Annotated in this window: 22 protein-coding genes; 12 read left to right on the top strand and 10 right to left on the bottom strand. The window is 70.2% G+C overall.

From position 1 onward, the window contains the following. Positions 1 to 36: 36 nt before the first annotated feature. Positions 37 to 300 (top strand): DUF3039 domain-containing protein, encoded by a 264-nt coding sequence (locus AHOG_RS07900; protein WP_093940762.1) that lies wholly within the window; start codon positions 37 to 39, stop codon positions 298 to 300. 270 nt (positions 301 to 570) lie between these two features. Here AHOG_RS07900 and AHOG_RS07905 read toward each other — a convergent pair whose 3' ends face one another. After that, on the bottom strand, positions 571 to 2,031 hold the full coding sequence (locus AHOG_RS07905; protein WP_093940763.1) for a YihY/virulence factor BrkB family protein: 1,461 nt from the start codon (positions 2,029 to 2,031) through the stop codon (positions 571 to 573). A gap of 294 nt (positions 2,032 to 2,325) precedes the next feature. Between AHOG_RS07905 and AHOG_RS07910 the strand changes: the two genes are divergently transcribed. Then, positions 2,326 to 4,083, top strand: a complete 1,758-nt coding sequence (locus AHOG_RS07910; protein WP_093944264.1) for a DEAD/DEAH box helicase — start codon at positions 2,326 to 2,328, stop codon at positions 4,081 to 4,083. 194 nt (positions 4,084 to 4,277) lie between these two features. On the opposite strand, the gene AHOG_RS07915 is transcribed toward AHOG_RS07910, so the two are convergent. Further along, on the bottom strand, positions 4,278 to 5,084 hold the full coding sequence (locus AHOG_RS07915; protein WP_157736710.1) for an FkbM family methyltransferase: 807 nt from the start codon (positions 5,082 to 5,084) through the stop codon (positions 4,278 to 4,280). 347 nt (positions 5,085 to 5,431) lie between these two features. On the opposite strand from AHOG_RS07915, the gene AHOG_RS07920 reads away from it, so the two are divergent. The 4 genes from AHOG_RS07920 (at position 5,432) to AHOG_RS07935 (ending at position 10,122) form a co-directional block, all read left to right on the top strand. Beyond that, complete coding sequence (locus tag AHOG_RS07920) at positions 5,432 to 6,553, top strand: sugar ABC transporter substrate-binding protein (protein WP_093940765.1); 1,122 nt, start codon at positions 5,432 to 5,434, stop codon at positions 6,551 to 6,553. 77 nt (positions 6,554 to 6,630) lie between these two features. Further along, the gene (locus AHOG_RS07925) at positions 6,631 to 7,410 is read left to right on the top strand and encodes an ATP-binding cassette domain-containing protein (RefSeq protein ID WP_245856622.1); all 780 of its coding nucleotides are present in this window, start codon (positions 6,631 to 6,633) and stop codon (positions 7,408 to 7,410) included. Between the two features lie 103 nt (positions 7,411 to 7,513). Continuing rightward, positions 7,514 to 8,953 (top strand): sugar ABC transporter permease, encoded by a 1,440-nt coding sequence (locus AHOG_RS07930; protein WP_093940767.1) that lies wholly within the window; start codon positions 7,514 to 7,516, stop codon positions 8,951 to 8,953. An 8-nt stretch (positions 8,954 to 8,961) separates the two neighbouring features. Beyond that, positions 8,962 to 10,122 carry an ROK family transcriptional regulator gene (locus AHOG_RS07935; protein WP_093940768.1) on the top strand — a complete coding sequence of 387 codons (1,161 nt, stop codon included), beginning with the start codon at positions 8,962 to 8,964 and terminating at the stop codon, positions 10,120 to 10,122. A 129-nt stretch (positions 10,123 to 10,251) separates the two neighbouring features. Here the strand turns inward: AHOG_RS07935 and AHOG_RS07940 are convergent, their stop codons facing one another. The 4 genes from AHOG_RS07940 to ppgK form a co-directional block, all read right to left on the bottom strand. Continuing rightward, on the bottom strand, positions 10,252 to 10,431 hold the full coding sequence (locus AHOG_RS07940) for a DUF7455 domain-containing protein (RefSeq protein ID WP_075739782.1): 180 nt from the start codon (positions 10,429 to 10,431) through the stop codon (positions 10,252 to 10,254). A gap of 862 nt (positions 10,432 to 11,293) precedes the next feature. Next, positions 11,294 to 11,581 (bottom strand): SDR family NAD(P)-dependent oxidoreductase, encoded by a 288-nt coding sequence (locus AHOG_RS30465; RefSeq protein WP_245856623.1) that lies wholly within the window; start codon positions 11,579 to 11,581, stop codon positions 11,294 to 11,296. Between the two features lie 366 nt (positions 11,582 to 11,947). After that, positions 11,948 to 13,378, bottom strand: a complete 1,431-nt coding sequence (locus tag AHOG_RS07950) for an RNA polymerase sigma factor (protein ID WP_093944265.1) — start codon at positions 13,376 to 13,378, stop codon at positions 11,948 to 11,950. 169 nt (positions 13,379 to 13,547) lie between these two features. Then, on the bottom strand, positions 13,548 to 14,309 hold the full coding sequence (gene ppgK, locus AHOG_RS07955) for a polyphosphate--glucose phosphotransferase (protein ID WP_093940769.1): 762 nt from the start codon (positions 14,307 to 14,309) through the stop codon (positions 13,548 to 13,550). A gap of 156 nt (positions 14,310 to 14,465) precedes the next feature. On the opposite strand from ppgK, the gene AHOG_RS07960 reads away from it, so the two are divergent. Next, positions 14,466 to 15,320 carry an inositol monophosphatase family protein gene (locus AHOG_RS07960; protein ID WP_245856624.1) on the top strand — a complete coding sequence of 285 codons (855 nt, stop codon included), beginning with the start codon at positions 14,466 to 14,468 and terminating at the stop codon, positions 15,318 to 15,320. A 341-nt stretch (positions 15,321 to 15,661) separates the two neighbouring features. On the opposite strand, the gene cei is transcribed toward AHOG_RS07960, so the two are convergent. Beyond that, complete coding sequence (gene cei, locus AHOG_RS07965; RefSeq protein WP_093940770.1) at positions 15,662 to 16,366, bottom strand: envelope integrity protein Cei; 705 nt, start codon at positions 16,364 to 16,366, stop codon at positions 15,662 to 15,664. A 545-nt stretch (positions 16,367 to 16,911) separates the two neighbouring features. On the opposite strand from cei, the gene AHOG_RS07970 reads away from it, so the two are divergent. After that, the gene (locus tag AHOG_RS07970; RefSeq protein ID WP_093940771.1) at positions 16,912 to 17,214 is read left to right on the top strand and encodes a DUF4193 domain-containing protein; all 303 of its coding nucleotides are present in this window, start codon (positions 16,912 to 16,914) and stop codon (positions 17,212 to 17,214) included. A gap of 162 nt (positions 17,215 to 17,376) precedes the next feature. Here the strand turns inward: AHOG_RS07970 and AHOG_RS07975 are convergent, their stop codons facing one another. Next, a complete protein-coding gene (locus AHOG_RS07975; RefSeq protein ID WP_093940772.1) occupies positions 17,377 to 17,991 on the bottom strand; it encodes a DUF3093 domain-containing protein in 615 nt (204 codons plus the stop codon). Between the two features lie 24 nt (positions 17,992 to 18,015). Here AHOG_RS07975 and dut point away from each other — a divergent pair, with 24 nt between their 5' ends. The 4 genes from dut to AHOG_RS07995 all read left to right on the top strand — a co-directional run bounded on the left by dut (position 18,016) and on the right by AHOG_RS07995 (position 20,528). Next, entirely contained in the window at positions 18,016 to 18,519 is a 504-nt protein-coding gene (gene dut / locus AHOG_RS07980; protein ID WP_093940773.1) for a dUTP diphosphatase, read from the top strand. A gap of 3 nt (positions 18,520 to 18,522) precedes the next feature. After that, a complete protein-coding gene (locus AHOG_RS07985; RefSeq protein ID WP_093940774.1) occupies positions 18,523 to 19,218 on the top strand; it encodes a DUF3710 domain-containing protein in 696 nt (231 codons plus the stop codon). A gap of 123 nt (positions 19,219 to 19,341) precedes the next feature. Next, positions 19,342 to 19,722, top strand: coding sequence for an OB-fold nucleic acid binding domain-containing protein (locus AHOG_RS07990; RefSeq protein ID WP_093940775.1), 381 nt, complete (start codon positions 19,342 to 19,344; stop codon positions 19,720 to 19,722). Beyond that, the gene (locus AHOG_RS07995; protein WP_093940776.1) at positions 19,719 to 20,528 is read left to right on the top strand and encodes a DUF3159 domain-containing protein; all 810 of its coding nucleotides are present in this window, start codon (positions 19,719 to 19,721) and stop codon (positions 20,526 to 20,528) included. Before AHOG_RS07990 ends, AHOG_RS07995 begins: the two co-directional genes overlap by 4 nt. Positions 20,529 to 20,653: 125 nt before the next feature. Here the strand turns inward: AHOG_RS07995 and AHOG_RS08000 are convergent, their stop codons facing one another. Continuing rightward, complete coding sequence (locus AHOG_RS08000) at positions 20,654 to 21,337, bottom strand: potassium channel family protein (RefSeq protein ID WP_093940777.1); 684 nt, start codon at positions 21,335 to 21,337, stop codon at positions 20,654 to 20,656. Then, positions 21,337 to 22,002: a potassium channel family protein gene (locus tag AHOG_RS08005; RefSeq protein WP_093940778.1), complete on the bottom strand. Its 666-nt coding sequence runs from the start codon at positions 22,000 to 22,002 to the stop codon at positions 21,337 to 21,339. Before AHOG_RS08005 ends, AHOG_RS08000 begins: the two co-directional genes overlap by 1 nt. Between the last annotated feature and the right edge of the window lie 281 nt (positions 22,003 to 22,283).

The following is a 22,283-nucleotide window of genomic DNA, read 5'->3' on the forward strand; positions in this document are numbered from 1 at the left end:
GCCTCCTGTAGTCCATGGCCGATTGCCTGGGGCATCATGGACGATGTGAGTACTCCGACGCAGACGCTCCCCGATGTCGACACGCGCCCGGAGGGCGTCGACACGACCAGCGACGACACGCCGAAGATGTTCCACTACGTGCGCAAAGCCAAGATCACCGAGAGCGCGGTGACGGGTTCGCAGGTGGTGGCGCTGTGCGGTGAGGTGTTTCCCGTCACGCGGTCGCCGAAGCCCGGTTCGCCGGTGTGCCCGGACTGCAAGAAGATCTTCGAGTCGTTGCCGCCCGGCGGCAAGGACTGACCACGGTCCCGGCTCCGTCGGCGCACGACTGCTTCCGTGATGCTCATCCGAGCTGGTCAGCTGCTGTGCCGTCGGTCCTGGCGACGCCGAGACGGGCCCAGGTCCGGCAGCGTCAGGGTATGAACCGGTAGCCGGTCCTTCGCGTGTTCGGCCCGGCCGGTGTCATCGCGCGCCTGGCTGACCGCGCGCTCGGCCCCCGTGCCGCCTCTTCTCGGCTGGGCCCTCGGGTCCGTGCCGCTTCTCGCGTGACGAGCGGCGGTGTCGGACGCCTCAGGACTGAGACTCCTCCGGCCCGGTCGTCGGATCGTCGGGCCCTGCCTCGATCTCGCCGTTCCTGCCTGCGGCGTCGGTGCCGATGCCTCCGGCGTCGACGGGCCGTGCGGTCGGCCGCGCCGCCGGGTCGATCCGCGGAGTCCCCGGCGGGGGATCGGGCTCGGCGGGCCGCCGCCGCGTGGATGCGGCCGAGTCTGGTGCTGCCCCGCTGCTCGACGCGGCCTCCACCGCATCGCCCGGCACCGCGTTCGTCCCCGGCCCCCTGAGGTCCGTCGGCCCCTCGAAGTCCGTCGGTCCGCCGGGTGCGGGCAGCTGGTTCGTCGCCGCGACCTCGGGCGACGCCGCCCGCTCCGCCCGTCGCGCCGTCGCGGACCGGCCTGGGGCGTCCTCGGCGTCGTCCGCCCCGGCAGCGCGCGACGTCGGTGCCGTGTCCCCGCCTGCTCCTGGCACGCGATGGCGTCGGCGCCAGGCCTGTCGGCCGCGTTCGAGTCGCAGCCGGGCCGTGACCCGATCGAACTGCTCGCGTCGCCTGCGCTGCTTCTCCCGGTGAGTGGGCGGCGGCGGCCACATCTCGTCGATGCCCGCGTTGAGGTGTGCGCCGAGGACGATGGCGAAGCCGAGGAAGAAGGTGAACAGCAGGAAGGCGATGGGCGTGCTCAACGCGCCGTAGCTGTAGCCGTTGTCGGAGACCCAGGCGATGTAGCGCCGAAGCACGACTCCGGCCACGAGGAACACCACCACGGCGAGCACGGCGCCGGGCAGCCCTCGGTGCCATGGCGGCTTGCGGGGCAGCGCGACCTTGTACAACGTCGTGATGGTGATCGTGAGCAGCAACCCGGCGATCGGGTAGTACATCCAGTCGCCGAGCCGGTTGACACCCGGCTGCCATTCCTCCGGCAGGAGTGAGATCAGCAGATCGGGTCCGAGCGCCAACACCGGCAGCGTGATCATCGCCATGATCAGCCCGGCCACGTAGAGCAGGAGCGCGACCACCCGCTGCCAGACGGGGTTGCGGACGTCGTACTGCTGGTAGGCGACGGTGATGGCGTCGACGTAGGAGGCCATCGCCGAGGAGCCTGCCCACAGCGAGGTCAGGAAGCCGAGGGAGACGATCCCGCCTCGCCCCTGGGTCAGGATGTCCGTGACGGTGGGAGCGATGATCTCGTCGACGAGCGTCGGGCTGAAGACATGGGCGCAGAACTCGAGGATCTGGGCCTGGACCTCGGCGACGACGTCGGGGCCGAACCAGCTCCCGACGAATCCGATGCTGCCGAGCAGGCCGAGCAGCAGCGGCGGCAGCGACAAGGTCGACCAGAACGCGGCCTCCGCGGCCTCCGCACCGATATCGTCCTCCCAGGCGCGGCGCAGTGTCCGTCGGGTCAACGCGGCAGCCCCGGGGTGTGTTCGCGAGGACTCGTCGCGTCGCTGCTCGGCGTCGGTGTCGTCGACCTGGTCCATGGTGATGTCCAGGATGGTTCATGGGCCGTCTGCGCCGATCACCGGCCGTCCACACGGCGTGCCGCGGTGCCATGGGGACCGGGCGAAGGCTGTGGGCCGGGCGTGCGTGGTGGCGGCCGGACGACACCTTCGGCGGGTAAGCTGCCTGCTGCCCTCACCGAGGCCCCGACGCCGTCGCGGGAGTCTCCGTCACGAGGGCCTTCGTCTGTCCGCAGCCGGACACGCCCGCCCAGCAAGGAGGTGCAGCACCTCGTGGTTCACTCGCCGTCGGACGGCCACGCCGCCTCCCCGACCATGGACCCTCCGGTGGCGGCCGATCAACGTGAGCGGCCCTTGCGGGCCTGGCAGCGCCGGGCGCTCACGAAATACCTTCGGGACTCGCCGCAGGACTACACCGTGGTGGCGACACCGGGTGCGGGGAAGACCACCTTCGGTCTCCGCATCGCCGCCGAACTGCTCGCCGACCGGGTGATCGAGCGGGTCACCGTGGTGACCCCGACAGAGCACCTGAAGCATCAGTGGGCTCAGTCCGCCGCCGGGGCCGGAATCGCGATGGACTCCTCGTTCCGCAACGCGGCGGGCGCCAGCTCTGCCGATCTGGACGGCGTCGCGGTCACCTACGCGCAGGTCGCGGCGCACCCGACGTTGCACCGGGTGCGCACCGAGCGGCGCAAGACGCTGGTGATCCTCGACGAGATCCACCACGCGGGCGACGCCAAGTCGTGGGGCGACGCCGTGCGAGAGGCCTTCGCCCCCGCCACCCGGCGACTCGCGCTGACCGGAACCCCGTTCCGTAGCGACGACACGCCGATCCCGTTCATCACGTACGAGCCGGATGGCGAAGGTTCGCCACGCAGCCGCGCCGATCACTCCTACGGGTACGCCGAGGCGCTGCGGGACGGGGTGGTCCGACCCGTGCTCTTCCTGGCGTACTCCGGGGAGGCTCGCTGGCGGACCAGCGCGGGGGACGAGTACGTCGCTCGGCTGGGCGAGCCGCTGAGCGCGGAGGAGACCGCCCGTGCCTGGCGCACCGCCCTCGATCCGGCAGGGGAGTGGATTCCCGCCGTGTTGCAGGCGGCGGACACCCGGCTCTCCCAGCTCAGGTCGGGCGGGATGCCCGACGCGGGCGCCTTGGTGATCGCCTCGGACCACGTCTCGGCGAAGGCCTACGCGAAGATCCTGGCCACCATGACCGGCGTCGAGCCGGTGGTGGTGCTGTCCGACGATCCACAGGCCTCCAGCCGCATCGGCGAGTTCTCGCTCTCCGACGACCGGTGGATGGTCGCGGTGCGCATGGTCAGCGAGGGCGTCGACGTACCTCGCCTCGCGGTGGGCGTGTACGCCACCAGCGCCTCGACGCCGTTGTTCTTCGCGCAGGCCATCGGTCGTTTCGTCCGAGCCCGCAAGCCCGCGGCGGGTCCGCCGGGAGCTCGGGAGACCGCCAGCGTGTTCCTGCCCAGCGTCCCGGTGCTGCTGGACCTGGCCAGCGAGCTGGAGGCGCAGCGGGATCACGTCATCGGCAAGCCGCATCGTGAGAAGAACGGCTGGGACGACGAGCTGCTCGCCGAGGCGAACCGGCAGCGGGACGAGCCCGGCGAGGAGGAGAAGGCGTTCACTTCGCTCGGTGCCGAGGCCGAGCTGGACCAGCTGATCTATGACGGCTCGTCGTTCGGCACGGCGGCCTTCGCCGCGACCTCCGACGAAGAGGACTACCTCGGGCTGCCGGGGCTGCTCGAACCGGATCAGGTCCGGGCGCTGCTGCGGCAGCGGCAGGAACAGCAGCTCGACGCGGCGGCCGCCCGCCAGGCCCAGGCCCAGCAGGCGGCGGCGAAGGCCCCTGCGGCGGTGCCCGCGCGCAGCCGGAACAAGACCGAACGGCTGGCGGAGCTGCGCAAGGAGCTGAACACCCTGGTCGGCCTCTACCACCATCGAACGAAGAAGCCGCACGGGGCGATTCACAATCAGCTGCGCAAGTACTGCGGTGGTCCGCCGACCGCGATGGCCACCATCGATCAGCTCGAGGAGCGCATCGCGACGTTGCGGTCCTGGTGACAAGAGACCGCGCGGACCGTCACCCTGTTCGACGGCCTGCGCGGGCCTCGGCGTGGTCCGCGCCGCGAGACGCCGGACGGGTGTCTCGGGGATCGCGGCGAGCCCGAGGGCCGCGACGAACCCACGGCGCGAGGCATCCTGATCTACCCCGGGAACCCGGTGTGGCCGGACGCATCGGAGTGCGGGGCCGTCGCTCAGCGGGCGGCGATGGGACGGACGCTGAACAGGTAGTTGCGATGCCGCTCCGTGACCCGGTCGGTCTTCCGCCAGCCGCTCTCCCACACGTAGGGGACGTAGTCGAGTCCCGCGAGCCGGGCAAGGAGGTCTTCCGAGCGATGCTCGAACTTCGCCAGGTGCCGGTCCTCGATCTCGAGCAGCAGCGCGGGGCGGTTCTCCTTGAGCACCCGGGCGGCGCCGTCCAGCAACGCGAGTTCCGCGCCTTCGACGTCGGCCTTGATGAAGTGGATCTCGGCCAGGCCCTCGTTCGCGCACAGTTCGTCGACAGTGGTCACCGGGACACGGATCGGCCGGTTGGAGGCGAACTCCGTGTTCGGGCCGTGGTTCTTCGCTCCGGTGGTGAGGAAGGCCCGGCCGTGCACCGGCAGGCCGTTGCGGCGCGGCAGGCTGAGCACGCCCGCGCCGGAGTCGGCGCCCACGGCCGTCGCGTGGACCTGCACGTTGTTCGCGCCGAGCCCGCGTAGGGCGAGCCGCAGTGCCTTGACCAGGCTCGGCTGCGGCTCGACGGTGTGCACCGCCCCCTGCGCGCCCACGAGTCGCATCAGCTGGTAGGTGTAGAGGCCGTATTCGGCGCCGATGTCCAGACAGACGTCTCCCGGGCGGACGACCGCGTCGAGACCGAGGATCTCCGTCTCCACGAAGGAGGTCCGGCCTGCGAGCCACCGCAGCACTCTGACGAGGTTTCTCGTCCGTCCGTTCACGAAGGGGCCGGAGTTCTCCGGCAGGGGCGGGACCGGCCGCAGGCGGGGCGCTGGGTCACTCAATCTGGTCTCCGGAGTCTGGCTGCCGAATGCGTCTGGCAGAGGCAGGGGCGGGTTCGCGCACAGAGGACCGTCGGCGAACCGTAGGGAGAGCGTAGGCGACCTGCGTGTGGAACAGGGGCGCCCCGAACCAACTGTCGTGTCCTGCTTGCGTGGTTCTTGCTCACATGGGTGAGTCGTGTCCGTCGATCGCGGCGAGTTTTGCCAGATCGTGACCAAAGTTCGTCAAATTGCCGGCACTTACGTGTTCCCTATCACTCATTCGGGGGTTACGTTGTGGCGCACAACATTTCCCCACCCTCAGTGCAGAAGCTGCTGCGCTCGGTGCTCGACGAAGAGAAGGGGAGGCCATGCGCGTCAGGAGCATGTTGGCCTTGACCAGCGGATTGGTTCTCGTCCTCGCAGGATGCGGGGCAAACCAGGCCGCCGACACGCCCGAGGACACCGGTTCGACCGGGGGTGGCGCGGCGGACACCGGCCTGGTGGTCGGCGTCATCCTCCCCGACACGGAGAGTTCCGCTCGCTGGGAGGGCTTCGACAAGCCGTACCTGGAGAACGCCTTCGCCGAAGCAGGCGTCGAGGCCGACGTCCAGAACGCACAGGGCGACATCCAGCGGTTCTCCACGATCGCCGACCAGATGATCCAACGCGGTGTCGACGTCCTCGCACTCACCAACCTGAGCAACGAGAGCGGTGCGGCCGTCCAGCAGCGGGCCGAGGCGGCGGGCATCCCGACCATCGACTACGACCGGCTCACCCTCGGCGGCAACGCGCAGTACTACGTGTCCTTCGACAACACCCAGGTCGGCAGGTTGCAGGGTGAGGGCCTCGTCGGCTGTCTCGGCGATCAGCCCGGCGCTCAGATCATCGAGATCCAGGGTTCGCCGACCGACAGCAACGCGACCCTCTTCCAGGAGGGGCAGCGCGAGATCCTCCAGCCGCTCTACGACTCGGGCGAGTACGAACTGGTCCAGAGCCAGCCCATCGACCAGTGGGAGAACCAGGTCGGCGGCCGGACCTTCCAGCAGATCCTCACCCGCAACGGCGGCGAGGTCGACGGGGTCGTCGCCGCCAACGACGGCCTGGCGGGCGCCGTGATCACCGTTCTGCAGCAGGCGGGCCTCGCGGGCGAGGTCCCGGTCACCGGACAGGACGCCTCGCCGGAGGGGCTGCGGTCCATCCTGCTCGGCGACCAGTGCATGACCGTCTACAAGCCGGTGTTCACCGAGGCGCAGGCACTGGTCGATCTGGCCGTCCCGCTCGCCCAGGGCGACACCGAGGCCGCGGACGCGCTGGCCTCCGACGTCAGTGTGGACACCGAGGGCGATCGTGAGGTCGCCTCCGTGCTGCTCGAACCGGTGCTCATCACCACCGACAACGTCCAGACGGTCGTCGACGACGAATGGGTGTCGGTCGAGGACCTGTGCGCGGGCGAGGTGGCCGACGCCTGCACCGAGTACGGCATCTCCTGATTCCTCGTCAGTCCTCGTCGGGGGCCGCCGCGTGCGGTCCCCGACGGCCTGCCCCCACTGCTCGAAAGGTGTGTCCCGTGTCCGAAGACAGCCCGATCCTGGAACTTCGCGCGGTCAACAAGAGCTTCGGACCGGTGCACGTCCTGCACGACGTGGACTTCTCCGTCCGGCCCGGCCAGGTCACGGCGCTGGTCGGTGACAACGGCGCGGGGAAGTCGACCCTGATCAAATCCATCGCCGGCATCCATCCCATCGACTCCGGAGAGATCCTCTTCGACGGCAGGCCCGTGCGGATCAACGATCCGAAGGACGCCGCCGGACTCGGTATCGAGGTCGTCTATCAGGACCTCGCTCTCGCCGACAATCTCGACATCGTGCAGAACATGTTCCTCGGCCGCGAACGGCTGCGCGGCGGGCTGCTCGACGAGGCGGACATGGAGAAGGCGGCCCGCAGCACGCTGTCCTCCCTGTCCGTGCGCACCGTCTCCTCGGTCCGCACCTCGGTCGCCGCGCTGTCCGGCGGGCAGCGCCAGACCGTCGCCATCGCCAAGGCGGTGCTCTGGGAGAGCCGGGTCGTGCTGCTCGACGAGCCGACCGCCGCACTGGGCGTCGCTCAGACCCGACAGGTGCTGGACCTGGTGCGCAGGCTCGCCGAACAGGGTCTCGGCGTGGTCTTGATCAGCCACAACCTCAACGACGTCTTCGAGGTCGCCGACCGAGTGGCGACCCTCTACCTCGGCAGGCTCGTCGCGGAGCTGCCGGTCAAGGAGACGAACAACAGTCAGGTGGTCGAGCTGATCACCGCAGGACGATCGGGCGACATCGGGCTCCGCCGTTCGGAGAACGTCGCGCTCTGACCCGCAGCCGCCTGCGGGCCGGACCGGGCGATCCGGTCCTTCTCGCCACTCGGACCATGGCAGCGCCGCCTGAGCGCCGCCCTCATCGCACAAGGATGACGACATGACAGAGGGTCCAGCCGCCTCGTCCAGCACATCGGCCTCCACCACGACCGATCCGCCCGCGGAGGGCTTCGGCATCGACACCACCCGACGGGACACCGCCGGGGCGCTGCGCGACTACGTCTCCCGCCTGCGCGGCGGACAGCTCGGCGCGCTGCCCGCGTTACTCGGACTGGCCACGCTCTTCGTCGTCTTCACCCTGCTCTCGGACCGTTTCCTGACCCTGGGCAACCTCGCCAACCTGCTCAGTCAGGGCGCGGGCACCGCGGTGATCGCGATGGGCCTCGTCTTCGTCCTGCTGATGGGCGACATCGACCTGTCGGCGGGCACCGCGTCCGGGGTGGCGGCCTCCGTGATGGCCCTGCACCTCGTCGAGGGCGGCAACCTGTTGGGCGCCATGGGCAGCACCGTGTTCATCGTCTTCTGCGGCGGGCTGGTCGTCGCCGCCACCCTCGCCCTGGTGATGCGGGTGTGGGCGGGCGCGGGCCTGGCGATTCTCGGGCTGCTGCTCGTCCTGCTCGGTGTGCCCGCCAACCCGTGGCTGGAGATGCTGCTGGCCGTCTGCGTCGGTGCGGCCATCGGCTGCATCACCGGCTTTCTCGTCGCCCGCGTCGGCATCCCGGCCTTCGTCGTGACGCTGGCGCTGTTCCTCGCCTGGGGCGGCGTGGTGCTTCAGCTCATCGGCCAGGGCGGCACGCTGGGGCTGCGCAACGAGGTGATGTTCTCGGTGGCCAACGGCAACCTGCCCGTCTGGGGCAGCTGGCTGTTCTTCGTCATCGCGGCGGGCGGCTACGCGACGCTGCTGCTCGTCCGCCACTTCAACCGACTGCGTCACGATCTGGTCGCCCAGCCGACCCCGCTGGTGTTGGTGCGGGTCGGCGCCGTCCTCGTGCTCGGCGCGCTGGCCACCTGGCTGCTGACCACGAACCGGTCCAACAGCGACACCATCGTGATCGCGGGCGTGCCCTATGTCGTGCCGATCGTGCTGGTGCTGCTCGTCCTGGGTACGTTCGTCCTGGACCGTACGCGGTACGGCAGGCATCTCTACGCCATCGGCGGCAATCGGGAGGCCGCTCGGCGCGCGGGCATCGACGTCGCGAAGCTGCGGATGAGTGTGTTCGTGGTGTGCTCCACCGTCGCGGCCGTCGGCGCGATCATCTACTCCTCGAAGGTCGGCTCCGTCGACCCGCAGGCGGGCGGCGGGAACACGCTGCTCTTCGCGGTCGGCGCCGCGGTGATCGGTGGTACCTCGTTGTTCGGCGGCAAGGGCCGGGTCCGCGACGCGGTCATCGGCGGTGCCGTCATCGCCACCATCGACAACGGTCTCGGTCTTCTCGGCCAGTCCGCGGCCGTGGTCTCCATCGTGACCGGCCTGGTCCTGCTGCTCGCCGCCAGCGTCGACGCCGTCTCCCGTCGACGAGCCGCCGCGCTCGGCCGGTAGTCGCTCCCATGGCACTCGGAGCCCGGCCGGATGGTGTGCGCAGGCACAATCGCAGCGCCCTGTTGCGGAGACTGCACACCCTCGGTCCCGGCAGCCGCACCGAGTTGGCCGCCGAACTGGGTCTCAATCGCAGCACCATCAAGGCGCTGGTGGACGGGCTGACCGAGGCGGGACTGGTCACCGAGCGTGCGGTGGCGCCCGACGGCACGGCGGGTCGCCCCTCGCTGCTGGTCTCGCCCCGCCCGGAGTCACTGTGCGTGCTGGCGGTGGACGTCGCGGTGGAGCGGATCACCGTCGCGGTCGTCGGCTTCGGCGGTCGAATCCTGGTCGGCAGGCATCGTCGTGCCCAGCGCGGGGACACCGAACCGGGAGCGGTCGTCGACCTGGTGGCCGCCGTGGCGGGGGCTCTCAGCCTCGGCGGGCTGCGACCGGCCGAGGCGGCGGTGTCCGTGCCGGGCATCGTGCGTGGTGCGGACGGCCTCGTGCACGAAGCTCCGAACCTGCGCTGGAGCGAGGTGCCCATCGGCGCGCGGCTCGGTGCGGCGCTGGGTCTCCCGGTGGCGGTCGGCAACGACGCAGATCTCGGCGCGCTCGCCGAGCACCGCCGCGGCGTGGCGCGGGGAGTCGGCGACGTGGTCTATCTGTCCGCCGACGTCGGCGTCGGCGGCGGAGTGATCACCGGCGGACTTCCGCTGCGAGGTTCGACGGGCCACGTCGGCGAGGTGGGTCACATGGTCCTGCGTCCCGGCGGGCGCCTCTGCTACTGCGGCTGCCGAGGCTGTTGGGAGACCGAGGTGGGGGAGCAGGCCCTTGCTCGGGCGCTCGGACTGCCCTCGGACGCCTCGCGTCGTCGCCTTGTCACGGAACTCCGCGCGATCGCGGAGGGAGAGGACACGGACCGGAGACTCGGCGAGTACGCGAACTGGCTCGGCGTCGGGGTCGTCAACCTCGTGAACCTGTTGGCGCCGGAACTCGTCGTGCTCGGCGGCCTGCTCGCCGAACTGCCTCCCGATCTCGTGACGAACGTGGAATCGCGGGCTCGAGACCGGAGCCTGGTCGGTCGAGCCGCCGCCAGGTCGGTGCGTATTCGCCCGGCTCAGCTGGGTGGCCAGGCCAGCCTGCTGGGCGCCGCCGAACTCGCCTTCGAACGGGTCATCGCGGCAGGCTGAGATCGCGCGGCGCGCGGTCTTTCGAGGCCCTCGACCGGTCCGGGCCGCTGAGCGAAAGGGTCCGAACAGAGGTCCGGGCGGGACCCGTCGTGGGTGCCCGCCCGGAGCGTTCGAGTCCGACAGTGAGTATCAGCCGTCCTGGATGTCGGCTGCCAGCTCACGAAGACGCGTTTCATGCTCCCTCGCGTGGTGGCCGCAGAAGAGCAGCTCGCCACCCGAGGGGAGGACGGCGCGAACTTGGGCTGCCGCCCCGCAGCGGTCGCAGCGGTCTGCAGCGGTGAGCTCGGGGCGGGTGAGCGTTCCTGTCATGTTGCCTCTCCCTCCGTCCCGGGTCGGGGATTCCGACGCCGTCGGGCCTGCCGCGTCCACCGCGGGCTCGTCGTGGACGAGCCGTGGTGTTCGCTGCCACCCACTCTTACAGACGCTCGGCGTCTCGTCAGTGTTCCCGCGCGTCGCGGCGAGCCGGATCACGTCTTAACACCCGGTTGCAGCAGTCGCCACTTCCCGGATGGCCTAGCGCCTGTACGGTTCATCACCGTGAGTGACCTAATCGTCACCCTCGGTCGATTTGTGGTGCCTGGTGGCGTCCTCATCCCCGATTCGAGATCAAGACCGGCAGGTCAGAACAGGTTACAGCCGGCACCGGCGGATCCTCGATCGGACGCCGACGGCAGGGGCGTCCGCTCGCCGATCACAGGCCCGCCCGCCGCCCGCGGTGCCCTGCTGCTCATCGCCGCACTCCGCACGGCAGCCTTCATGGGCTGCCTGGCGTACGGCGGGACACGGCTGGCCACGCTGGGGCTCCAGCGTGGCGTGCACGGGGCCGACGAGCGGAGCCCGCAGTGCTCGTCGACGAAGTCGCAGACGTCGGCGGCCCCGTGGACGAGATGCGACCGTATCCGGCGGCCACCTGTGGGCCGCCGGGTTCGGCGGCCTGGCGGACACCCGCGGAACGGCGCCTGTGACGTAGGAGGCGCCTGCTGTGAACAGCCGTTCGACGGTGGCGGCCAGGATCTCGGTGCCCACGATCCCGGGAGCCACCGCGTTGACCCGCCCTCCCGCCGTCGCCGTGGTGAGGCAGGTCCGCCATGAAGGAGTCCACGGCGGCCTCGGCCGCGGCGTAGTGGACGTACTCGCCGGGGCTGCCGAGTGCGGCAGCCGCCGAGGATGTTCACGGTCGCCCCGCCGCTCCCTCCGGACGCGGTGACATGTCACGCACGGCCCGACGTGCGCACAGCACTACCCCACGACGTTGACGTCGAGCACCCCGTCGCAGGGCTGCGGCCTCCAGCTCGGCGAGCGGCCCGGCGACACCGGCTACCCCTGCGTCGTCGACGAGGCCGGTGACGGGGCCCAGCATCGCCGTGGCGTCGTCGGAGAGCCGTTCGACGTCGTTCTCGGCCGAGGTGTCCACGCGGACCACACGCGCGGCCTGACCGTGTCGCTTGATATCGGCCACCACGCCGAGGGCGCCGCGCTCGTCGCGGTGGTTGGTGACAACGCAGACGTGGTGATCGGCAGGCCCCCGAATCCGGTGGCGATCGCCTCGCCGATGCGCCGCCCGCCGCCGGTGACGACGGCGACCTGCCGCATCCGGCTCTCCTCCGCACGAAACCCGATTGTCGTCGTCCCACGGCAGAGGGGCCGTTTCCCGCCGCGCTTCCCGCCAAGCCCGGAGTCGACGCGGCACCGACGGGGAGGCAGCTGGTCGGCGAGCGGGCGCTGACGACGGAGGCGGCCGCGAACGCGACGCGGCTCCGAGTCGAGAGCCGACTCGGAGCCGCGTTTTCGCCCTGCCCGGTGGTTCCGGGACGGTGCCGTCCGATCAGTCCAGGTAGTCGCGAAGCACCTGCGACCGGGACGGGTGTCGAAGCTTCGACATCGTCTTCGACTCGATCTGCCGGATGCGTTCCCGGGTGACGCCGTATACCTGGCCGATCTCGTCCAGGGTGCGGGGCTGACCGTCGGTCAGGCCGAACCGCAGGCGCACCACGCCTGCCTCCCGCTCGGACAGCGTGGCCAGCACGGACTGGAGCTGATCCTGCAACAGGGTGAACGAGACCGCGTCGACCGCGACCACGGCCTCGGAGTCCTCGATGAAGTCACCGAGCTGCGAGTCGCCCTCGTCGCCGATGGTCTGGTCCAGCGAGATCGGCTCCCGAGCGTACTGCTGGATCTCCAGCACCTTCTCGGGCGTGATGTCCATCTCCTTGGCGAGCTCCTCGGGCGTGGGCTCGCGGCCCAGGTCCTGAAGCAGCTCCCGCTGGATGCGACCCAGCTTGTTGATGACCTCGACCATGTGCACCGGGATGCGGATGGTGCGAGCCTGGTCGGCCATCGCCCGCGTGATCGCCTGTCGAATCCACCAGGTGGCGTACGTGGAGAACTTGTAGCCCTTGGTGTAGTCGAACTTCTCGACGGCGCGGATCAGCCCGAGGTTGCCCTCCTGGATGAGGTCGAGGAATGCCATGCCTCGGCCGGTGTAGCGCTTGGCGAGGCTGACGACCAGCCGGAGGTTGGCCTCCAACAGATGGCTTTTCGCCCGCTCGCCGTCCCGGACGATCCAACGCAGGTCGCGTCGCATCTGGGGGGAGAGCTTCTCGTCCTCCTCCTCGGCCTTGCGCAGCCGCTCGGCGCCGTAGAGACCGGCCTCGATCCGCTTGGCGAGTTCGACCTCCTCTTCGGCGTTGAGCAGCGCCACCTTGCCGATCTGCTTCAGATAGGCACGGACCGAGTCGGCCGAGGCGGTGAGCTCCGCGTCCTTGCGTGCCTGACGCAGGGCCTCGGACTCCTCCTCGTCCCAGACGAAGTCACCGCTGTTGGCCTTGGCCACCTCTTCGCTGGTGGCCTCGACCTCGGTGATGTCGTCGGTGAGATCCGCCGCGACCTCGGCCAGGTCGTCGCTGCCGGGCGCCGGGTCGAGCTCGACTGCCTCGTCGAGCTCCATGCCCTCGTTCGGCTCCTCGCTCTTGGCGGAGCCCTTCTTGGCCCGAGTGGTGGTGGTCCTTGCGGGTGACTTCTTCGTCCCCGGCGCTGCCTTCTTCGCCGGGGTCTTCGAAGTCCCGCCCGCCGACTTGGTCGTCGAGGTCCTCCTGACTGGGGTCGGCTTCTTCGCGACCGAGTCGGCGTCAAGTTTCGCGGCCGCCTGCGCCGGCGTGGCCGTCGTCGACTTGGCGCCGCCTGCGGCGGCGGAGCTGGAGCGTCGGGTTGCGGTTTCTGCGGCTGCCACGTACGCCCTTTCGCGACGATCGATCACGGCAGGCCGCAGGTCGCGAACCTCGGCCGCCAGATGTTCGGGGGGAATCACCCGTTCTGCCAGCTCACTGGAGGCAACTGGCCGGGCACGTGTTCCATTGTAACGACATCTCCGGCTTGGGGAACTCGGCGCGAGCCCCCGAGCGGACGCATAGTGCGTCGTAGGCCGCCTAGACGTCGCCGTTGCAGGCTGCCGAAGCGGCGCCGACGATGCCCGCGTCGTTCTTCAGATGGGCCGCCACGATCGGCGTGCGCGCGTCCAGAAGCGGCAGCCAACGCGCCGCCTTCTTGCTGACTCCCCCGCCCGCGATGATCAGATCCGGCCAGATCACCTTCTCCAGGGCCTGGATGTAGCGGTCGACGCGCTTGGCCCATTCCTCGTAGGTGAGGTCCTCGTCGTCCTTGATCGACGCCGCGGCCCGCTTCTCCGCGTCGAACCCGTCGACCTCCAGGTGACCGAACTCCGTGTTCGGCACGAGCCTGCCGTCGAGGAACATGGCGCTGCCGATGCCCGTGCCGAAGGTCAACACGACCACGAGACCGCGTTGGCCGACCCCCGCGCCGGTCGCCATCTCCGCGGTTCCCGCCGCGTCCGCGTCGTTGAGCACCACGACCTCGTCGACGGACCGGCCGAGCCGCTGCGCGAACAGCGCTCTCGCGTCGGTGCCGATCCAGCCCTCGTCGACGTTGGCCGCACTGCGTGCGATGCCGTCGGAGATGACGCAGGGCAGTGTGACGCCGACGGGCCCGTCCCACGTGAAGGCCGTGGTGATCTCCGCGACCACATCGGCCACCGCCTCGGGCCGGGACGGCTGTGGAGTGGGGATACGCAGCCGTTCCCCCTCGAGAGACCCCGCCTCCAGGTCGACCAGACATCCCTTGATCCCGGAACCGCCGATGTCAATGCCGAAACCGCGGGTAGCGCCGCCCATCCCGAGGTCCTTCCTTCTCGATTCAGTAATGGTGGGGAGACCTTAGGACATATTCCCTGAGGATGGTGAGTCCGTGGTGAGCCAGTTGGCGCAGGCCGACCGCCTGCCTCTGCCGTGCCCGGCGCCGTCGTCGCCGCGGTGTGGTCGGATGAGCGGGTGGCACATCAAGGAGAAGACGAACATCGGATTCCATCGGCGAGCCCGGCTGAGCTGCGTCGCATCGCGATCGAGGTGGCGGGCAGCGCCGCCGAGTTGGCGCGGAGTCTGCGCGGCGGTCCGAGCGTCTACTCGGGCGGGGTGGAGACCAAGAGCACCAGCACCGACGTCGTCACCGAGGCCGACCGGGCGGCCGAGCGACTGCTGCGGGACGAGCTCGGTAGACGCAGGCCCGCCGACGCGATCCTCGGAGAGGAGGAGGGCGGCGACGCTCCCGAGCCCGATCGGCTGTGCTGGGTCCTCGATCCCATCGACGGCACGGTGAACTACCTCTACGGCTATCCCTGGTTCGGGGTCTCCGTCGCGGCTCAGCTGGACGGGCGGTCGGTGGCGGGCGCGGTCGTCGAGCCCATGACCGGTCGGGTCTGGAGCGCCGCACTGGGGGAGGGCGCCGAGCTGGACGGCGTCGAGCTGCACGTGTCGGCGGCGACGCGGATCGAGCTGTCGCTGGTGGCCACGGGCTTCGCGTACTCCGTGCGACGACGGGAACGGCAGGCGCGGGCGGTCGCCGCGCTGTTGCCGAGGGTTCGGGACATCCGGCGTGCGGGCGCCGCGTCGCTGGATCTGTGTGCCGTCGCGGCGGGCTGGGTGGACGGATACGTCGAGCACGGGCTGAACCGGTGGGACTGGGCGGCGGGCGCGTTGATAGCGGAGGAGGCGGGCGCGGTCGTCCGGCTGCCGGTGGAGCAGGCGACGTCGGACGGGATGCCCGCCGATCTCATGTTCGCCGCCGCGCCCGGCATCGGCGACCAGCTGTGGCGGGCCGTCGGCGAGGCGGGCTTCGCCGAGGTCTGAGCGTCCGAACAGCGGCTTCCGTCGACTCCGGGGATGGGCGCGACGCCTGCCGCCGCGGGCGGGCCGGACGCGGACACGGTGTGTCCGGCGAGTGTGCCGCTCGACGCTCAGCCGACGCACCCCGCGGCTGCCGCGGCTCCGCGACGGTGCGGCCCGCCCGTCGGAACCGGCGGTCGGTCGCCCGTCCGCGTTGGGCGACCGACCGCGTTCGGCAGTACGGCGGCGCGCGGTCCGATACGGGGGCGCGCGGGTTCGCGACCGTGCCGGCGGGACCTGCGGCACGGCCCTGACCGTGAGCCCGGAAGACGCGTGCTCACGTCCGGATCGCGCGGTATCCGCGTCTAGCAGTGCACGTCGCGCGCGGCGGTGAGGAGTTCCTCGGAGATCTCGACCGTCTCGCCGTCGCCCTGGCGCTGCTCGCCCCCGTCGCCGGTCTGCTCCATCTGGGCGCTCGCGAGGGCGTCGAAGATCTCTCGGGTGTGGGTGTTCGGGCTGACCTCGGTGAAGCGGTCCCCGACCGCCAGGTCCACATGCGTGCCTTCGCGGCCGTCGTTGATCAACTCGGCGCAGGGCACCGCGAGGCTGAGGGTGCGCGCCATGCCCATGCTGTTCTGGCCGTAGCGGATCTGGCCGTAGCAGGCCATGTCCTCCGCGGGGTAGACCGGGTCGTTCGCGGGCGTGCTCTCCTGCGCGAAGCCGAAGTCGGCCAGCTCCGTCGCCACGAGTGTCGCCTGATTGCGCGCGCCGCTGGCGTTGAGGACGGTGACGCGCACCTGCTCCGGTGGCAGCGGGTCCGTCTGGTCCAGTGCCTCCCTGGGACGTGCCTCGCCGAGTTCCGGTGCGGGCTCCGCGTCGTCCTCGGCGGCCTGTTCCCCAGGCGGATTGCACCGGGTGGCCGCCTCGATGTCGTCGGCCTGGGCGAGGACCTGGGTCCAGACATAGCCTGCCAGGACGCCCAGGACCGCGAGAAGGATCAAGGCGGGAAGCGGCCTCCGTCGCCGGTACTTGGGCACCCGTCCACCAGAACCAGCGCTGCCCTCAGCCACGGTCTCCCGGCCTCCCCGTTCAGGCGAGCCCGCCGCAGGGGCGGGCGGGCTTCGGAATGTCCTAAGCCTATGTCCTGTCGAATGCGCGCGCCCTGCGGCGGGGCTGTTCGTGTCGACCTTGAGCTCACATCGTGTCCTGGGTCCGCGGGGGTGTCGGGAATGCGCGACTCCCTCACGTTGTTGAGGTCGGCATCATGCGGGAACGCGCTGGTAGAGGACGTGCACGGTGCTCCGCGACGCTCTCCGCCTCGATCGTCCGCGGCCCGTCGGGTGACCCGGTGCGCGGTCCGCCTCACCGTGGGCTACCCTCGCCCCGCCGCAGGGGCAGCGACGTCCCGGTATGACGAGCTCGATGACAACGAGTGGCGAGGCGATTCCGCAGCGTGGGATCGTCGCGGTGGTTCGGGAGTGGTTCCGGCCGCCATGTCGCCCGTATCGGGTGGATCGAGACCTCCGTCACTGACGAAGGTGGGCACGAATTGGGGAGCTGGGACGTTCTCCAGCGACATGAAACATGTCTCCGTTGATCGCAGGGGTGAAACACGATGGCGACCGACTACGACGCTCCACGACGTAGTGAGGCCGATGAGCTCGCCGAGGACTCGCTCGAAGAGCTGAAGCAGCGGCGTAACGAAGCGCAGTCCGCAGTAGTCGACGTCGACGAGTCGGACAGCGCCGAGAACTTCGAGCTGCCAGGCGCGGACCTGTCCGGTGAAGAGCTCACGGTGAAGGTGCTGCCGAAGCAGGCGGACGAGTTCACCTGTTCACGGTGCTTCCTCGTACACCACCGCAGCAGGCTCGCCGACCAGCGGGACGGCCAGTACGTCTGCCGAGACTGCGCGTTCTGAGCGCGATCGTCCCAGGTGAGTGCGGGACGGCTGCTGCCACAGAGGAAGAGAAGCACGGAAGAAGAGAAGATCGGGACGGCGGCGGCACCGGGGCAGGACTCCGGTGCCGTATTCGTCTGCCCGAGGCCGTGGTCGGCTGCTCCCGCCGGTGCCCTCGGGTCTCTAAGCCGAGGGCGACTCGCCCGACCGTGGCTCATCCGACTCGCCCGACCGAGGTGACGCGGGCACGGCGGCGGCATGCGGGGTGTCCTCCTCCGCCCCGACCTTCGCCTGCTGGGCCAGCAGCAGCGTCCGCAGCCGCTCCGGGTTCCGCACGCTGAACATCCAGTACGGCGTCGGATCGTCGGGATCGGTCAGCTCGATCCAGAGCATCGGGCCGACCCAGCCGCGGTGCATGACGAACGCCGCCGGGTCGAGCTCCGGGCCCAGCGCCTTGCGCTTCTGCTCCTTGGTGACGATCTCGACCTCGCCGATGAAGCGCAGCGGCAGATGCGCGCGCCCGACTCGGAGCGTCCGCTCGTCCAGCCCGACGCGGACGCGGCCCAGCCAGACCATGCCGAGCACGGCCAGCGGGACGAGGATCGCGTACGGCAGCCAGGCTCGGACCCCCGGATGGCCCATGTGCACCTGCATCGCGAGCAGCGCCGCTCCGAGCAGCGGTAGCGGCCACCCCCACCAGCTCACGTTCAGCCGCTCCTGGAAGAGCGTCTTCGTCGTGTCGTGGGGGTCGCGTGTCGCCGCGACCTCGGAGAGGGCCGTACCCGCGCTGTCCGTCACGCGGCCAGAGTAGTCTCGCCGCTCGTGGCTGCCGTCGAGGTGTTGTTGGCCAGACTCGATCCCGAGGTGCCCGTCCCCCGATACGCGCAACCCGGCGATGCCGGGGTCGACCTGGTGACGACCAGCGACGTGTCGTTGGCGCCGGGCGAGCGGATCGTGGTCGGCACCGGAGTCTCCATCGCCCTGCCTGTCGGTTTCGTCGGATTCGTTCATCCCCGTTCCGGGCTCGCCGCTCGTGTCGGGCTCAGCGTGGTCAACACTCCTGGCACCATTGACTCCGGGTATCGAGGTGAGGTCAGGGTGTGCCTGATCAATCACGACCCACGGCATCCGATCCGGCTGCAGCGGCTGGATCGGATCGCGCAACTGGTGGTGCAGCGAGTGGAGCACGCGGTGTTCCGTGAGGTCGCCGACGTGGCCGAACTGCCTGTCTCGGAACGAGGCGCCGGCGGTTACGGCTCGACGGGCGGGCATGCACTGCTCGACGTGTCGGGGCCTGCCGGCATCCGACCAGAGACGGAGGTTTGACACATGTTCGGTTGGGGCCGCCGTCGAGAGTCCAGACAGGGGCGAGGCGCGGAGGAGACGGCGGAGGAGGATCTCGACGTCGTCGAGTCCGGTCCCTTCGACGAGCACGAGGCGCCGAACGACAAGTTGAGCAGGCTGGATCTCGGATCGGTGCGGATTCCGGTACCCAGCGGGGCGCAGCTCCAGGTGGAGCTCGATCCGTCCGGGCCGGTGCGTGCGGTGCATCTGGTCACGGGGGTCGGCAGACTCACGGTGAGCGCGTTCGCCGCGCCGCGAAGCTCTGGTCTGTGGGGCGAGGTGAAGAACGAACTGGCCGAGCAGCTGGGCAAGGACGGCACGCGGGTCCGCAAGGAACAGGGCGAGTGGTCCACCGAGCTGATCGCGGCCTCGCCGAAGATGACTCTGCGCTTCATCGGCGTCGACGGACCTCGCTGGCTGCTGCGCGGCGTCGCCACCGGCCCGAGCGATCACGCTCCGCAGTTGGCACGGGTCTTGTACGACGTGGTCCGTGACACGATCGTGGTGCGCGGAACCAACCCCATGCCCGTGCGGACGCCCTTGCCGATCACGCTGCCTGAGCAGCTCTCTCGCCATCTCGAACAGGCCAAGGCCCAGCAGGAGGCGGCGGCGCGCAGTCAGCAGACTCAGATCAGCCAGCAACAGTCCGGAATCGCACAACGTAGGCAGGCGGGACGCTGATCGCACTGGATGGTTGGTTTTATCCGTCAGGATGAGTCACGCTGGTCTTTTCCACACCGGTTCGTGGTTACGCTGAGAAGCGGACCGGGACGCCGGTCCGCTTCTACTGGCCTGGAGCGTGCGATGACTCGCAGTCGGGACGACGGCTATTGGCGTCGTCTGATTCGGCGTCTCACCTCCGATGAGGAGCAGCTCGACGCGGACGAGCTCGCTCGTCGGTCGGCGGCGTCCGGTTGTCGTAAGGTCGGCGACTGCGCCTCGGGAGAGAAGGCTGCCGTCCTCGGCAGGCTCAGGTCGGTGGCGCTCTGTCCCGCGGCCACGACTCCCACGGTGGAGGCCGAACTGTTCGACGGGACGGAGGGCATGACGCTGATCTGGCTGGGTCGACGCCGTATTCCGGGCATCCAACCAGGTCGGACCCTGCGCGCCTGGGGACGGATCTCGGAGCGAGACGGGCGGAAGGTCCTCTACAACCCCTACTACGAGTTGCAGACGAGCGGATGACGGAACCCGGAACTCAGACCACGCACGGCGACGACGGCCGGGCACGCAGGACGTACGCGAGCGGCGAGCAGGGCGAGGAGCCGCCCGCCCCGACGATGCTGGAGCAGATGGGCGGGATTCCCGGCCTGCTGGCCTCCGTCATCCCGGTCATCGTCTTCGTGTTGATCAACTCACTCACCAGTCTGACCCCTGCGATCTGGGCGGCGGTCGGCTCGGCGGTGGCGATCGGAGTCTGGCGGGCCGTCCGCAAGCAGACGATCCAACCCGCGGTGTCGGCGGTCTTCGGTGTGGCGATCTGCGCCTTCATCGCGTACCGCACGGGCGAGGCGCGTGGATTCTTCCTCTTCGGCATCTGGGCGAGCCTGATCTACGGCGGTGCGTTCCTCATCTCCCTCCTGGTGCGGTGGCCGTTGGTGGGCGTGGTCTGGTCCGCGCTCAACGGCTCCGGCTTCGCCTGGCGGAAGGTGCCGAAGGCCCGGTTGCCCTACGACATCGCCACGATCGTCTGGACGGTCTTCTTCATCGCGCGGTACCTCGTGCAGAACCAGCTTTACGACGCGGACGAGACGGGCTGGCTCGGCGTCGCCCGTATCGCGATGGGGACGCCGCTCACCGCGATCGCGGTCCTGGTCACCATCTGGGCCGTGCGGCGCTCCGGTCGTGTCCTGGAGGCCGCGGCCGCCCAGCAGACCACGGTCACGCAGCAGGCGACGGACCACCGGACACCCGCCGCTACCGACGACGGTCCGGCTGCGACGCAGGGCCCCGGCGATGACGCAGGCCGTCGGGGAGCCGCGGAGCGGTAGCCACCTCGGCGACGGCCTGCCGCGCTGTCGCGTGCGGCGGGTCGGGTGGTTCCGGTGGGGGCCGGCGTCCTCGGCATGGGTCCACCCCCCGGGGAGACAGGCGATGGCCGCCGGCGGGGCGGTCCTCAGTGGCCGGTGTCCTGCGCCGGCGGTGTGAGCCGCAGAGCCTCCTGGAGCCGCGTCTCGACGTCCACGGTCGACACGAACAGCAGCTCGTCGCCGGGTTCGAGGGGGTCGTCCTGTCGCGGGGCGATGACTCGGCCGCCCCGCAGTATGGCGACCAGCGCGGCATCGGCGGGCAGCCGCAGCGTGCGCACCGGCCTGCCTGCCAACGTGGTCTCGCCCGGCAGTGTCACGCCCACCAGGTTCGTCTGACCCGTGCGCAGCGTGAGCAGGCGGACCAGGTCGCCGACGCCGACGGCCTCCTCCACCATCGCGGCCATGATGCGCGGCGTGGAGACCGCGCGGTCCACGCCCCAGCCCGTGTCGAAGAGCCATTCGTTGCGTGGATCGTTGACCCTTGCGACGACCCGCCCGACGGCGAACTCGGTCTTGGCGAGCAACGACACGACCAGGTTGGCCTTGTCGTCGCCGGTCGCGGCGATGACCACCTGGTAGTCCTGCAGTCGTGCCTCCTCCAGCGAGGCCAGCTCGCAGGCGTCGGCGATGAGCCAGTTCGCCCGTTCGAGACCGGTCCGCAGCACGTTCCCCGCGTCCCGCTCGATGAGCAGCACCTCATGGCCTGCCTCGACGAGCTCGGCCGCGGTGGAACGGCCGACCGCCCCCGCCCCTGCGATGGCGACTCGCATCAGTCGTTCTCCTCCGGTGGCGCCGCGGCGGCTTGGGCGACCTCGGTGACGGTGCCGGACAGCGCCGCCACGTAGACCTGATCGTCCGCCTGCACGACGGTCTGCGAGTCGGGGAGCACCCCGGTGCCGAAGCGCATGACGAAGGCGACGCGGGCGCCGACCGCGCGCTCCAGTACGGCGATCGGCGTGCCGATCCACCCCTCGTGCACCGGCAACGCCACCACGGCCACCGTCCCGGACGGATCACGCCAGGCCGTGGCGATGCCGTCGGGCAGCAGCATGCGCAGGAAGCGGTCGATGGTCCACGGCACCACGGCCACCGTGGGCACGCCCATCCGCTCGAAGACGGCCGCGCGTTTGGCGTCGTAGACTCGCGCGACGACGTGTTCGACGCCGAAGGTCTCCTTGGCCACCCGAGCCGAGATGATGTTCGAGTTGTCGCCGCTGGAGACGGCGGCGAAGGCGGCAGCGTGTTCGACGCCTGCCTCGCTGAGCACGGAGCGGTCGAAGCCGACCCCGACGACCCGACTGCCGCCGAAGCCGCTGCCCAGCCTGCGGAAGGCCCGGCCGTCCTGATCGATCACCGCGACCGTATGACCCATCCGGTCGAGTGCGGTGGCCAGCGAGGCGCCGACCCGTCCGCATCCCATGATCACGACATGCACCGCTGCCCCCTTGCGATCTCGATCTGGAACGCTACCGCCGGCTAGGTCGCGCTCCCAGCCGAGCGGGTCTTCGTGGTCGTCACCGGAATGTTTCGGCGCCGAACGGTCGCCGCTCGATCGGCCGGGCTGGTCGACGCGGTCGCCGAGCCGAGGATCTGTTCAGGTCACGTCGCCGAGGAGGTGAAGTCGCCGTGAACGCGAACACCCCGTCCGACCTGCGTGCCAGCCTCTCGGCGCATGATCTCGTCGTCTCGTCCCTGTGGCGGGCCGTCTCGTTCGCC

Source organism: Actinoalloteichus hoggarensis (genome assembly GCF_002234535.1).
GTDB classification, from domain to species: domain Bacteria; phylum Actinomycetota; class Actinomycetes; order Mycobacteriales; family Pseudonocardiaceae; genus Actinoalloteichus_A; species Actinoalloteichus_A hoggarensis.